This is a genomic window from Paenalcaligenes hermetiae, from assembly GCF_039543645.1.
In the GTDB taxonomy this organism is placed as follows: domain Bacteria; phylum Pseudomonadota; class Gammaproteobacteria; order Burkholderiales; family Burkholderiaceae_B; genus Paenalcaligenes; species Paenalcaligenes hermetiae.
The window spans coordinates 123569-135488 of sequence record NZ_BAABKD010000002.1 but is presented as its reverse complement, the minus strand read 5'-3'; the positions used below and the strand labels follow the sequence as shown (position 1 = coordinate 135488).

15 protein-coding genes are annotated in these 11920 nt (G+C 46.9%); 12 read left to right on the top strand and 3 right to left on the bottom strand.

Annotated elements, in window-relative coordinates; all coding sequences use genetic code 11:
- The first annotated feature begins 65 nt into the window (after positions 1 to 65).
- The 6 genes from ABD980_RS02285 to ABD980_RS02260 are packed head-to-tail and all read left to right on the top strand — an operon-like array spanning position 66 to position 5783.
- Positions 66 to 833, top strand: coding sequence for a DeoR/GlpR family DNA-binding transcription regulator (locus tag ABD980_RS02285; RefSeq protein WP_345369315.1), 768 nt, complete (start codon positions 66 to 68; stop codon positions 831 to 833).
- A complete protein-coding gene (locus ABD980_RS02280; RefSeq protein WP_345369313.1) occupies positions 833 to 1924 on the top strand; it encodes an ABC transporter ATP-binding protein in 1092 nt (363 codons plus the stop codon). Before ABD980_RS02285 ends, ABD980_RS02280 begins: the two co-directional genes overlap by 1 nt.
- A gap of 28 nt (positions 1925 to 1952) precedes the next feature.
- Complete coding sequence (locus ABD980_RS02275) at positions 1953 to 3215, top strand: ABC transporter substrate-binding protein (protein ID WP_345369311.1); 1263 nt, start codon at positions 1953 to 1955, stop codon at positions 3213 to 3215.
- An 18-nt stretch (positions 3216 to 3233) separates the two neighbouring features.
- On the top strand, positions 3234 to 4124 hold the full coding sequence (locus ABD980_RS02270) for a carbohydrate ABC transporter permease (protein ID WP_345369309.1): 891 nt from the start codon (positions 3234 to 3236) through the stop codon (positions 4122 to 4124).
- Positions 4125 to 4133: 9 nt separating this feature from the next.
- The gene (locus ABD980_RS02265) at positions 4134 to 4976 is read left to right on the top strand and encodes a carbohydrate ABC transporter permease (protein WP_345369307.1); all 843 of its coding nucleotides are present in this window, start codon (positions 4134 to 4136) and stop codon (positions 4974 to 4976) included.
- A gap of 3 nt (positions 4977 to 4979) precedes the next feature.
- Positions 4980 to 5783 (top strand): phosphodiesterase, encoded by an 804-nt coding sequence (locus ABD980_RS02260; RefSeq protein ID WP_345369305.1) that lies wholly within the window; start codon positions 4980 to 4982, stop codon positions 5781 to 5783.
- On the opposite strand, the gene ABD980_RS02255 is transcribed toward ABD980_RS02260, so the two are convergent.
- The gene (locus ABD980_RS02255; protein ID WP_345369303.1) at positions 5773 to 6393 is read right to left on the bottom strand and encodes an SAM-dependent methyltransferase; all 621 of its coding nucleotides are present in this window, start codon (positions 6391 to 6393) and stop codon (positions 5773 to 5775) included. The two genes, ABD980_RS02260 and ABD980_RS02255, sit on opposite strands and share 11 nt — an antisense overlap.
- Positions 6394 to 6497: 104 nt before the next feature.
- On the opposite strand from ABD980_RS02255, the gene ABD980_RS02250 reads away from it, so the two are divergent.
- The gene (locus ABD980_RS02250) at positions 6498 to 7079 is read left to right on the top strand and encodes an HdeD family acid-resistance protein (protein WP_345369301.1); all 582 of its coding nucleotides are present in this window, start codon (positions 6498 to 6500) and stop codon (positions 7077 to 7079) included.
- Between the two features lie 55 nt (positions 7080 to 7134).
- On the opposite strand, the gene ABD980_RS02245 is transcribed toward ABD980_RS02250, so the two are convergent.
- Positions 7135 to 7299, bottom strand: a complete 165-nt coding sequence (locus ABD980_RS02245) for a hypothetical protein (protein WP_260650457.1) — start codon at positions 7297 to 7299, stop codon at positions 7135 to 7137.
- Positions 7300 to 7538: 239 nt separating this feature from the next.
- Here ABD980_RS02245 and ABD980_RS02240 point away from each other — a divergent pair, with 239 nt between their 5' ends.
- The 5 genes from ABD980_RS02240 (at position 7539) to ABD980_RS02220 (ending at position 11062) form a co-directional block, all read left to right on the top strand.
- Complete coding sequence (locus ABD980_RS02240) at positions 7539 to 7853, top strand: HPF/RaiA family ribosome-associated protein (protein WP_260650458.1); 315 nt, start codon at positions 7539 to 7541, stop codon at positions 7851 to 7853.
- A gap of 53 nt (positions 7854 to 7906) precedes the next feature.
- Positions 7907 to 9067 (top strand): baeRF3 domain-containing protein, encoded by a 1161-nt coding sequence (locus ABD980_RS02235; protein ID WP_345369298.1) that lies wholly within the window; start codon positions 7907 to 7909, stop codon positions 9065 to 9067.
- A 93-nt stretch (positions 9068 to 9160) separates the two neighbouring features.
- Positions 9161 to 10075 carry an SPFH domain-containing protein gene (locus ABD980_RS02230; protein ID WP_260650460.1) on the top strand — a complete coding sequence of 305 codons (915 nt, stop codon included), beginning with the start codon at positions 9161 to 9163 and terminating at the stop codon, positions 10073 to 10075.
- Complete coding sequence (locus ABD980_RS02225) at positions 10072 to 10554, top strand: NfeD family protein (protein ID WP_300647384.1); 483 nt, start codon at positions 10072 to 10074, stop codon at positions 10552 to 10554. Before ABD980_RS02230 ends, ABD980_RS02225 begins: the two co-directional genes overlap by 4 nt.
- Entirely contained in the window at positions 10529 to 11062 is a 534-nt protein-coding gene (locus ABD980_RS02220) for a gamma carbonic anhydrase family protein (RefSeq protein ID WP_260650462.1), read from the top strand. Before ABD980_RS02225 ends, ABD980_RS02220 begins: the two co-directional genes overlap by 26 nt.
- On the opposite strand, the gene ABD980_RS02215 is transcribed toward ABD980_RS02220, so the two are convergent.
- Positions 11059 to 11865 (bottom strand): RIO1 family regulatory kinase/ATPase domain-containing protein, encoded by an 807-nt coding sequence (locus ABD980_RS02215; protein ID WP_345369292.1) that lies wholly within the window; start codon positions 11863 to 11865, stop codon positions 11059 to 11061. The genes ABD980_RS02220 and ABD980_RS02215 overlap by 4 nt on opposite strands.
- Positions 11866 to 11920 lie beyond the last annotated feature (55 nt).

The following is an 11920-nucleotide window of genomic DNA, read 5'->3' as shown; positions in this document are numbered from 1 at the left end:
ATGCTTGCGTCATATCTCCTTTTTACACTGTGTCTTATTCGAATGAAGTGGATGATGAGTTGAGTATGAGCCTGAGCACGCGCCAGCGTCATATTGTGGATTTATTGCGAGATAAGGAGGCTCTAAGTGTGGCTGAGCTAGCCCACTATTTTCAGGTGACTCCACAGACCATACGGCGGGACTTAAATCGTCTTTATATGGCAAATTTATTACGACGGCATCATGGTGGAGCACGGATTGTGCATAGCCCTGTGAATAGCTCCTTTCAAAGTCGTCGTATTCGTCACTTGCCTGCTAAGGCTCGTATTGGGGCAGCCGTAGCGGCGTTAATTCCGCAGGGGAGCTCCTTGTTATTTGGATTTGGAACGACGCCAGAACAAGTGGCTTTAGCTTTAGCGCAGCATCAGCGTTTAACTGTAGTGACAAATAATTTGGCCGTGGCACTCGCATTAAATCACGAGCAGAGTAATCGCATTGTTTTGCCGGGTGGCTGTTTACGACAACCTAATCCAGAGATTTTAGGAGCAGAGGCGGTAGCGCTATTTCAAAGTTATCGCGCAGATTTTGGTGTTTATGGGGCGGGTGGAGTGGATAGTGATGGGGTGCTGCTCGATTTTGATCGTGACGAAGTCGCTTGTCACACGGCACTACGACAAAGCTGTCGGGTACGTATCTTGGTACTAGATAGCAGTAAGTTTGGACGCCACGCCCCCATGCCGAGCGGGCATGTGCAAGAGGCGGATTACATTGTGACTGATAAGCGTTTACCAGAAGGCATAGCGGCTCATCTTGCGTCTCATACCCAGATTATTATTGCAGAAAAGGAAGAGTGATGAGTGCGGATATAGCGATACGTATGCAGGGCGTACATAAAGCTTTTGGTGATCACGTCGTCATAGATCATCTCGATTTAAATATTGAAAAAGGGCGTTTCACTGCTTTGTTAGGACCTTCAGGGTGTGGTAAGTCGACTTTGTTGCGTTTGATGGCGGGGCTAGAAGATGTGGATAAAGGACAAATTATCATGGGGGGTAAGGATGTGACCTATGCTTTACCCGCGCAGCGATGCTTATCGATGGTGTTCCAGTCCTATGCATTATTCCCTCATCTAAGCGTAGCAGAAAACATTGTTTTTGGTTTGAGTGTGCGAAAGGTCAATAAGCACGAGCGTGATCGTCGGCTACAAGATGCGTTGCGTCTGACCAACCTTGGTGGCTTGGAGCATCGTAAGCCGGGGGAGCTTTCCGGTGGGCAGCGTCAACGTGTGGCTTTAGCGCGAAGTATTGTGTCTGGGCATGATTTGTGCTTGATGGATGAACCTTTATCTAATCTCGACGCGAAGTTGCGCCATAGTGTACGACATGAAATTCGTGCTTTACAACAGCGGTTAGAAATGACGGTAGTCTATGTCACTCATGATCAAACGGAAGCATTAGGCATGGCTGATCATGTGGTGCTCTTAAACGCGGGCCGTATTGCACAGCAAGGCCCTGCACAACAATTGTATGAGCAACCAGAAAACACGTTTGCTGCTGGTTTTATCGGAAGCCCTCCGATGATGTTGATCGATAGTCAGTTGCTACCTGCTGCACATTGGGCGCTTATGCAAGCACCTGCTTTGCCGCATTGTGTGATTGGGGTGCGTCCAGAACATTTACGTTTGATCCCCGTGCATCCCGATTTCGTACAGGTTACGGTGTTGCAACAAGAGTTTCAGGGGGCTCAGTCTTATATTTATGTGCAGCTCCCTGACCATAATACCCTCATTATTCATAGCGCAGATAAGCCGTCTTATGAGTCGGGACAGCGGTTGAGTTTGCATTGGGAACCACGTAATTCACATTTTTTTGATATCACCTCAGGGCAACGCCTTCCGGTCGTGTCGTCTTGGGATGCTTCTTTGGCCGTTGCACAGTGTGCATAAACGGTAATTTTTTGAGAGATAAACGATCATGCTAAAAAAGCTTGTCTATGCTACTTCGTGTGCGTTTGCTATGGCTTATGGTGCCAGTGCAATGGCTAAAACAGAACTGACCATGTACTACCCGATTTCTGTGGGTGGGCCTTTAACAGAGGTAATGGATGGGTTGATTGCTGATTTTCAAAAAGAAAATCCGGAGATCACCGTCAAAGCAGTATATTCCGGTAATTATGATGAAACACGAGTGCGGGCTTTGTCAGCGCTACGTGGAGGCGAGTCCGTTCAACTTTCTGTATTAGGCGCTTTAGATGCGCATGACTTAGTTGAGCAAGGGTTGGTTGAGTCTTTTAGTGATATTGCTAAAACGACAGAGGAGAAAGCGTGGTTAACAAGCTTTTATCCAGCATTAATGGCCAATGGCACGATTGAGGGTAAGGTATGGGGGATTCCTTTTCAGCGATCTACCATTGTGATGTATTACAACAAAGAGGCATTTAAGGCAGCAGGTTTAGATCCTGAGGTAGCACCTAAAACGTGGGATGAAATGGTCGCAGTAGCACAAGCTCTGACTAAAGATAAACAGTATGGCCTAATGATTCCATCAACGGGTTATCCCTATTGGATGTTTCAGGCGCTGGCGATTCAAAATGGCCAAAAGCTAATGAACGAAGAGGGGACGGAGGTGTATTTGAATACGCCCGAGGCGGTAGAAGCGCTTACTTTCTTCCGTGATTTAGCGACTAAATATCAAGTTAGCCCTAAGGGGACTATCGAATGGGGCACCTTGCGTCAGGCTTTTGTACAAGGCCAAACCGCGATGATGTGGCACACCACTGGTAATTTGACCGCGGTTAAAAAAGAGGCTGGTTTTGATTTTGGAGTAGCCATGTTGCCAGGTAAAAAGCAGCAGGCATCACCAACAGGTGGTGGTAATTTTTATTTGTTTAAAGGGGCTGACGAAGCGCAAAAGCAGGCTGCGTTAGACTTTATGCGTTGGATGACGGCGCCGCAACGCGCTGCCCAATGGTCTATTGCAACGGGTTATGTGGCGACGAGCCCTGCGGCTTATGATACGCCAGAATTAAAAACCTATGGGCAAGATTTCCCCCAAGCCCTCGTTGCACGCGATCAGTTAGAGGTGGCGGTACCGGAGTTTGCTACTTATGAAACCGCTCGTGTGCGCGAGTTAGTCTCTAATGCGGTGCAAGCAGCGATTACAGAAAGCAAGAGCCCACAAGCTGCTTTAGATGAGGCTCAGCAGGCAGCGCAACGCTTGTTGCGAGATTATCAATAATTAAGAGTAGTACGGGTTATGGCTAGCTTATCACGGATACAGGGGCAACAAACGCTTTATGCTTGGCTCATGTTGACCCCTTTGGTGGTTTTAATTAGTTTGTTTGCGTTGATTCCCACTGTACAGACCGTGTGGGCTAGTCTGCTTAGTAAAGGGAGCTCACGACGAGCGCCACAGTTTGTAGGGCTAGAAAACTATCAGGATTTATTGGCTGATCCGGTGTTTTGGCAGGTGCTTAGTAATAATTTTTGGTATGCCGTAACAACCATTCCCATATCCATGGCTTTGGCCTTATTGATGGCATTATGGGCTAATCAGTCCATGCGTTTGCGTGCTGTGGTGCGCAGCGCTTATTTCACGCCCACTATGCTACCCATGATTGCGGCGGCTAATCTCTGGTTGTTTTTTTATACCCCTGGTCTTGGGGTGCTGGACCGGATGACCGCTTTGTTTGGTATGGAAAGCACAAACTGGTTAGGTCAACCCGAAACCGCACTCTGGGCTGTGGTCGTGGTTACGATTTGGAAAGAAGCCGGCTTTTTTATGATCTTTTATTTGGCGGCTTTACAAGCCATTGCTCCAGAGTTAAAAGACGCGGCACGGCTAGAGGGCGCCTCGCGTTGGCAATATGGGCGCCGTGTTTTATGGCCCTTATTGATGCCGACAACGTTATTTATTTTGATTAATGCGTTGATTAATTCAGTAAAGCTGATTGACCATTTATTTATTCTGACTAAGGGCGGACCAAACAATGCGTCTAAGCTAGTGCTGTATTGGATATGGGAGATGGCCTTTGCATATATGGACAAACCCAGTGCGGCGGTTATGACCGTGCTACTGGTCGTGTTGCTGGCAATAGTGGCGGTTTTGCAGTTCCGTTTCATTGAGCGCCGAGCGCATTACCAATAAGAGGGTGCGATGAAGACATCAGTCACGGTAACAGGTGTACGACCCAGAGCATGGGGGGCGTTTATCGATCAGATGGGCGCTTGGTTATTAGCCTTTTTGTGGATAGCCCCCCTTTTTTTTGCTGTGTGGGCAGCGTTTAGAACGCCAGAGGCCGCATTACAGTGGGACTGGCGCCAAGGTTGGAGCCTTAGCAATTTTAAAACGGCTTGGCAGCAAGCGCCTTGGTTGCAGTATTTGTTTAATACCACGGTATTAGTCGGGGTGATTTTAGTCGGACAGTTTGTCCTGTGCACCTTGGCGGCTTTTGCTTTTGCACGGTTTAGTTTTAGGGGACGTGATCTATTATTTAGCATTATTTTATTGCAGCTTTTTATTTTGCCTGAGGTTTTGATCGTAGAAAACTATGCAATGGTTTCTCGGTTAGGCTTGGTGGATACCATTTTGGGTATGGGACTGCCGTATATGGCCAGTGCTTTTGGGGTGTTTTTATTACGCCAGCACTTTAAACAGATACCCCGTGAGCTTGAGGACGCCGCGCGTGTGGAAGGTTGCGGTTGGTTTGGGGTACTTTGGCATGTATATGTACCTTTAGCTAAACCCATTTATGTAGCATATGCGTTGGTATCGGTGTCGACACATTGGAATAACTTCTTATGGCCTTTAGTAATGAGTAGTTCTCATCATACACGTCCGTTAACAGTGGGCTTGTCCTTATTTGGTGCTCCTGAAAGCGGGGTTAGCATTGCATTGATTAGTGCGGCCACATTGATGATGATTGCGCCATTGCTGATAGGTTTTCTATTATTTCAACGTCATTTTATTCAGGCGTTTTTACGAGCGGGCATACGTTAATCCATGAAAATCCTTCATTTTTCTGATCTACATGTGGTTCCGGCTGGGCAGCGTTTGTTTGGTTTAGACCCTGTTTTGCAGTTGCGAAATTTAATTGAGCACGCGTGCGCTCATCATGGGGATGCCGATCTTTGTGTGGTGACAGGGGATTTAACGCATCAGGGTGAGGCGTTAGCTTATGCGGCGCTTAAAGAGGAGCTGGCGGCCTTACCTATGCCCACTCAGCTGCTTGTGGGTAATCATGATCATCGCGAGCGGTTTTTACACTATTTTCCCGAACAGGGTACAGATCCCCATGGCTTCATACAGAGTTACAGGGATACAGCCGATTATCGTCTTGTTTTTATGGACACGTTATCGCCTGGCTCACCCGAGGGGGAGTATTGTGCTTGGCGTTTGCAATGGTTAGAACAGGTACTGCAATCCAGTATGCTGCCGGTATTGTTGTTTTCCCATCATCCCGTTATGGATATGCAGTTTCCTAGTATGGACTGGATCAAACTGCGCGAGCATGCGGCGGTGATGCAGTTAATAACTAGCACGCAAAAAGTGGCTTATATGTTTGCAGGCCATGTGCATCGTCCTGCCGCAGGCGTCTGGCAGGGGGTGCCCTTTGCGACGGTGGCGGGTACCAGTCACCAGCACCATTTTCACTCGACACAAACTGGTGCGGCTGAAACAAGCTTAGAGCCCGCTGGTTATGGTGTGATTCATGCTTTGACTCACACCATAAGCGTACATTTTCAATTAGCGCAATCGTACCCGCGTTTTATTTATGAGGGCCCGCCACTACGGCTTAGGGATTAGGCGTTTTTTTAGCGATGAGCTGTACAACTGCGGATAGACCATGGTGACCATCCCCCTCATAAATTTCTCGTTCGATTTCTTCAAGCAGGAGAAAATCTAAACCTTGTAAATCTTGTTTTAAGCTAGAAGCTTGATATAACAGGTCTAAGCTTTTGGGGCCGCCTGTACCGTACTGTAGTTGCTTAGGCACGTAGGCCTCTAAAAGATATACCCCATTTGCTTTGAGAGCCTGAGCTACGCCTTGATGTACACGGGTTCGTAATGCAGGGGGGAGATGGCAAAAAATGCTAATAATAGCGTCCCATTGTTGTGGTTCGAAGACATAGTCATTTAAATCCACGCACAGGGTGTTCACAGTTACACCACGCTCTGTGGCCAAACGCTGAACCTTATCTAAACCGGATTGCGCTGCATCAAGCGCGGTGACCTCAAAGCCTTGCTCGGCTAAAAATACGGCATTACGGCCTTCGCCCTCGCCAATGGAAAGCACGCGACCACCTTTAGGTAAAACATGGGCCTGCGCTTTTAAAAAGTCATTAGGCTGTGTGCCATAGAAGTAGCTATCTTGAAGAAAGCGTTGATGCCAGAAGTTATCTGTTTGTTTGGTCATAATGAATCAGTAAAAATTCAATATAAATGATAAGTATTCATCATTTATATTAGACGAAAATGGGTTTATGATGAAAAATAATGTAGAGCTTAATTAAGGAGTAGATGATGAATGGGGATAAAGCAAAAGCGCTTGCTCATGTATTACAACAGCTGCGTGCGCGTTGGGGGTGGTTTGTCGGGCTTGGTGTGGTGTTATTACTACTGGGTGGGCTCGCCATGATCTATGTGATTGCGGCTACTTTAGCCAGTGTTGTTTTCATTGCGATGTTAATGATTATTGGTGGAGCAGCGCAATTAGTGCATGCATGGGGGTTAAAACCTTGGCAAGCATTTGTTTGGTGGAGCGTAGTGGGGGTGCTCTATGTATTGGCTGGGGTGTTCGCTTTAGCTAACCCTGTGGCGGGGGCGGCGGTCTTAACTCTCTTGCTAGGCGGCGCGTTAATAGCGATGGGAGCATTGCGTTTATGGATTTGGTATCAGAATCGAGCGCAACAAGGGTGGCGGTGGTTAGCTCTGAGTGGGGTTTTGAGTCTGTTGACGGGGTTGTTAATAGCCATGGGATGGCCGGAAAACAGTCTGGTGATCTTGGGGGTTTTGCTTGCTATTGATTTGATATTTCAAGGTTGGGGCATGTTGGCTCTTGGGTTGGCGCTAAAGCGTTCCCATCAAAGTCATCAGCCCTAATTGTTGGGATGGTATGGATATAAAAAAAGCCGCGTATAACAACGCGGCTTTTTCATTATGAGAAACGTCGACTAGATAAACGTTTTAAAAGACGAGTTGCGCCAGAGTGGACCGCCGTAGCAAGTGGGGCAAAAGCAGATTGTTGTAGATGACGGTCAAAAGTAGGTTGTTGGGCACGGGAATGAACGTGTGCTTCTTGAGGCAAAATGTGTTTAAACATAAAGAACTCCTGTAATTATTAATTATTTGGGTTAAAGATACAGTATATCATACTATTGGGGTTTTTCCTAGTTGTTCTTGCTTTGCGGTTATGGTTGTGTGAATTGAAAGAAATTGAAAAGAAAAAATACGAATAAGCTTTGGAGCGAACAAAAAAATTAAAATAAGGTACTATGGAATAAAGCAAGATCATAAATATCTTGGCTTTTGTGTGATTTTATTAATGAATAAGGATGTCTTATGCAAATACAAATAAATACAGATAATCACATTCAAAATACAGAAAGCTTGCGCGAGCGTATCGAAGCGATAGCAACCCAAGAGCTGAAGCACCAGCGCCAACACTTAACGCGTGTGGAATATCACTTATCGGATGTGAATAGTGGTAAAGCCGGAGCAGAAGACAAACGTTGTCTTGTGGAGGCGCGGCCAGCAGGGATGCAGCCAGTCAGTGCGGAGCATCGTGCAGATAATATCGTTCTAGCGATCACAGAGGCCACACGCCAGTTAAATCGAGTGCTTACTTCGGCGATAGGAAAAGCACAAAACAAATAAGATCTGCTTGCTTGATTGTGCTTACCCATCCTTTACCTACATTAGGAGGCATTATGCAGCAGCTCAATATACAAAACTTGCAGTCTTTGCTTCAAAAGCAAGAGGGGCCTTGTTTATCGTTGTATCAAGCCACTCATCGGAGCCACCCCGAGAACGCGCAAGACCCGATACGCTACAAAAACTTAGTCAAGCAGTTGGAGCAGTCTTTAGACTCCACATACCCCGCTAAGGAATATCAGTCTTTGCTTAAGCCTTTTTATGACTTAGCAGAAAATCTGGATTTTTGGCAGCATACGCTAGATGGTATAGCGGTTTTGGCGAATGCCGATCGTTTTGAGGTCTTTCATTTGCAGCGGGCTACGCCAGATTTTGCCGTGGTATCGGATTCATGGCATATCAAGCCCTTATTGCGACAAACCCAAACCCAAGATCGCTTTCAAGTATTGTGTTTAACACGTTCTGCGATCAAAGTATTTGAGGGTAATCGGGATGCGTTGGACTTTGTGGTGTTTGATCACGATTTCCCGGATACCGTGGATAAAGCGCTTGGTACAGAGTTAACGGAGCCTTACCAAAAAGTTGCAAATTATGGCCTAGGGCCGGCGGCTCGACCAGGAATGGCCATGCATCATGGCCATGGGGGCAAAAATGATGCCTTAGAAGTGGATGTGGAGCGCTTTTTCCGAGTGGTGGATAAAGCTGTTCACGAGCATGTGAGTAAGCACAGTCAGCTTCCATTGGTCTTGGTGACGCTCGCAGAGTATCAAGGGGTGTTTCGTAAGCTGTCTAATAATCCCTACTTGCTAGAGCAGGGCGTGTCGATTGATCCGTCAGCCTTGACTGTAGATCAATTACGTCAAAAAGTTTGGGAGATTGTTGAGCCGATAGCAGCTAAACGCGTACAGGATACAGTAGCTACATTTAATCAGCAGCATGGAACTGGCTTGGCTAATGGGGATTTGCAGCGTACTTTAGCTGCTATTCTGGATGGGCGAGTGGAAACCTTACTCGTCGATGCGGATAAACAGGTTGCTGGGCGTATCCATCGTGATTCGCGTCAGGTTGAGCTGTTAAGCGATTTTACGGCTCCTGATGCCGAGGATATATTGGATGATTTAGCGGAAATGGTACTACGCCGCAGTGGTCAGGTTATGGTGATCCCTACCCGTTATATGCCGACAGACTCTGGCGTGGCTTCTATTTATCGTTTTTAATAGCTCAGGCATTCGCTTATAGCGTCTTGTAGAGGTTTAATTTATTACTGTATAAGCCGATAATGCGTTATCGGCTTATTTTTTGGAGCAAGCATGGACGCCTTATTATCTTTTAGTGGTTTGTTAGTGGTGTTGGCAATAGCGGTAATCGCTGGTGGAGTCAAAGTAGTGCCTCAAGGACAGCAATGGACGGTGGAGCGTTTTGGGCGCTATACGCGTACCTTAGAGCCGGGCTTAAGTTTAATTGTGCCTTTTATGGATCGAGTTGGCCATAAGTTATCCATGATGGAGTCCGTCTTAGATGTTCCTTCTCAAACCGTAATTAGTCGGGATAATGCAGCAGTAACAGCTGATGGGGTGGTGTTTTTTCGTATTATTGATGCGCCTAAGGCGGCTTATCAAGTGGATAATCTTACGCATGCGGTGATTAATTTGACCACGACTAATTTACGCTCGGTGTTGGGGTCGATGGAGCTCGATCATATGCTTTCTAATCGCGAGGAAATCAATGAGCGATTATTAGCAGCAGTGGATGCCGCTACGGCACCATGGGGGATTAAAATTACTCGTATTGAAATACGAGATTTAAATATGTCGCCCGAGCTACAGGAAGCCATGAATTTACAAATGACGGCAGAACGCCATCGTCGTGCAGTGGTCACCAAAGCCAATGGCGATAAAGAGGCGGAGATTTTACAAGCCGAAGGAATGCGACAGGCTGCTGTTTTGCGCGCCGAGGGGGAAAAGCAGGCAGCGATACTGATCGCAGAAGCTCGCGAACGCGAAGCGCAGGCGGAAGCCCGTGCTACACGTGATGTGTCGGCTGCGATTCAAGAGGGCGATGTGCAAGCTATTCAGTATTTTCTTGGTGTGAAATATGTAGAGGCACTTCAAAAAATTGGCACATCGGACAACAGTAAGTTGGTGCTTATGCCTATCGAGGCAGCGGGTGTCACCGGTGCTGTGGCTGGGGTTTCAGAGCTATTAAAACAAGTGAAGTCATCATGATTCATGCGCTTTTTGATTCGCCATGGTATTGGTGGAGTGCGGCGTTATTGTTGCTGTTACTTGAGATTGTCCTGCCCGGGGCTTTTTTAATGTGGATAGGCTTGGGTACCGTGGTAGTGGGGATTTTCTTGTGGCTATTCCCTACAGCGCCGGTCATTTTGCAGCTTTTCGTGTTGGCCGTTAGCATTGTAGGGGCGGTGTTAGTGGGTATTCGTTGGTCAAACACAGAAAAATCCTCATCCCGTTCTAAGTTAAATCAGGGGTTAGATCAGTTGGTGGGGCAAGAGGCCATTGTAAGTCAGAATTTTGCGGAAGGACGGGGGCGTGTACGTGTGGAGGATTCCTTTTATGCGGCTTATGCGCAAGCGCCCCTGGAGGTAGGACAGCGGGTTTTGATTACTGGAGTTAACGCCAATGGCCTGCAAGTACAGGCTTGTCTAAAAGGAGATCAATATGAAAACAAACGTGCGCCCATTTAACAACCTCACACCACAATTGGCGGAAAACGTGTGGGTGGATCCCACAGCAGTGATTATTGGCGATGTGCAGATAGGAGAGGATTCTTCAGTCTGGCCCTATGCTGTCATACGTGGTGATATGCATCGGATTCGCATTGGTAAACGTTGTAGTATTCAGGATGGTAGCGTCTTGCATATCACCCATGCTGGGCCGTTTAACCCCGAGGGCTACCCGTTAACGCTGGGCGATGAGGTTACAGTAGGGCATAAAGTCATTTTGCATGGGTGCACCTTAGGTAACCGTATCTTAGTGGGTATGGGCTGTATTGTGATGGATGGGGCAGTGATCGAGGACGAGGTAATTCTTGGTGCTGGCAGTTTAGTGCCCCAGGGTAAACGTTTGCAGAGTGGTTATCTTTATGTCGGTAGTCCAGCAAAAGCAGTGCGTCCCTTGACGGAGAAAGAAAAACAGTTTTTTAGTTATAGCGCCACCAATTATAGTAATTTAAAAAACACCTATTTAAGTTAAGAAGACGCGTCAGCCTGTAGGCTTTGATGCAAAATGGCGGCAAAGTAACGGGTTTGGCGTATGTCTTTGCTGTGTTGTAATTTTTTACCAAGTAAAGGCAGCAAACGTTGGAGTCTTTGCAAGTAGCGATCGACTTTAATGAGTAGATGCCGTACTTCGGGTTGTTGCGTTTGCTGTAGGTACCTTTGTAGTAACTCAACACCAAGTGTTTGATTTTGCTGGATATGTGTGGCAAGTGAATTAAAGCAAAGCAAGACATCATAGGCTTGGGCCAAGGCCAAAGGCATGGCATTGCCGGTGTTTTCCTCAAAGTCTATGCGATATAACCGTTGGTTTTTAATGGTTAGATTACGTACTTGAGCGCCGCCATGCCATTGCTGTTGTTTGTGTAGCTGTATCAAGCTTTGGACAATAGCTTGCAAAAGATCACGATCGTAGGGGGTACGCCGTAATCGATACTCGACGGATTCGCCACAGTGTTCCATGACAATATAATCAGGGGTTTCAAGATAGAGGGCGGGTACAGTGATTCCAGCCGCTCTGAGTTGGCGTAGACGTTGGGCTTCGTGCGCGATAGAGCCAGCTCGTAGCTGGTACGGTGACACGCGCTGTTGAAATAGCAGCCAGATAATAAAGCTACTTAGATGTTCACGCCATAAACGACCTGCTTCACGACGTGCAAATTTCACTACATAAGCGGTATTGTCATGATGAAGAACAACTGGCTCTTGTCGTTGGGCTTGTAACAAGGGCTGGATGCGTTGCTCTAAAGCGATACGGTGAGAGGGGGATAAGGACGACATAATAAAGTTAACCAACTTAATCAATCGGTTATCGCCCATCCACTACAAAATGTCA

Bases quoted from the DNA above. Each gene is read 5' to 3' on its own strand.
- ABD980_RS02285 (WP_345369315.1), top strand. From the start codon at position 66: ATGAGCCTGAGCACGCGCCAGCGTCATATTGTGGATTTATTGCGAGAT.
- ABD980_RS02280 (WP_345369313.1), top strand. From the start codon at position 833: ATGAGTGCGGATATAGCGATACGTATGCAGGGCGTACATAAAGCTTTT.
- ABD980_RS02275 (WP_345369311.1), top strand. From the start codon at position 1,953: ATGCTAAAAAAGCTTGTCTATGCTACTTCGTGTGCGTTTGCTATGGCT.
- ABD980_RS02270 (WP_345369309.1), top strand. From the start codon at position 3,234: ATGGCTAGCTTATCACGGATACAGGGGCAACAAACGCTTTATGCTTGG.
- ABD980_RS02265 (WP_345369307.1), top strand. From the start codon at position 4,134: ATGAAGACATCAGTCACGGTAACAGGTGTACGACCCAGAGCATGGGGG.
- ABD980_RS02260 (WP_345369305.1), top strand. From the start codon at position 4,980: ATGAAAATCCTTCATTTTTCTGATCTACATGTGGTTCCGGCTGGGCAG.
- ABD980_RS02255 (WP_345369303.1), bottom strand. From the start codon at position 6,393: ATGACCAAACAAACAGATAACTTCTGGCATCAACGCTTTCTTCAAGAT.
- ABD980_RS02250 (WP_345369301.1), top strand. From the start codon at position 6,498: ATGATGAATGGGGATAAAGCAAAAGCGCTTGCTCATGTATTACAACAG.
- ABD980_RS02245 (WP_260650457.1), bottom strand. From the start codon at position 7,299: ATGTTTAAACACATTTTGCCTCAAGAAGCACACGTTCATTCCCGTGCC.
- ABD980_RS02240 (WP_260650458.1), top strand. From the start codon at position 7,539: ATGCAAATACAAATAAATACAGATAATCACATTCAAAATACAGAAAGC.
- ABD980_RS02235 (WP_345369298.1), top strand. From the start codon at position 7,907: ATGCAGCAGCTCAATATACAAAACTTGCAGTCTTTGCTTCAAAAGCAA.
- ABD980_RS02230 (WP_260650460.1), top strand. From the start codon at position 9,161: ATGGACGCCTTATTATCTTTTAGTGGTTTGTTAGTGGTGTTGGCAATA.
- ABD980_RS02225 (WP_300647384.1), top strand. From the start codon at position 10,072: ATGATTCATGCGCTTTTTGATTCGCCATGGTATTGGTGGAGTGCGGCG.
- ABD980_RS02220 (WP_260650462.1), top strand. From the start codon at position 10,529: ATGAAAACAAACGTGCGCCCATTTAACAACCTCACACCACAATTGGCG.
- ABD980_RS02215 (WP_345369292.1), bottom strand. From the start codon at position 11,865: ATGTCGTCCTTATCCCCCTCTCACCGTATCGCTTTAGAGCAACGCATC.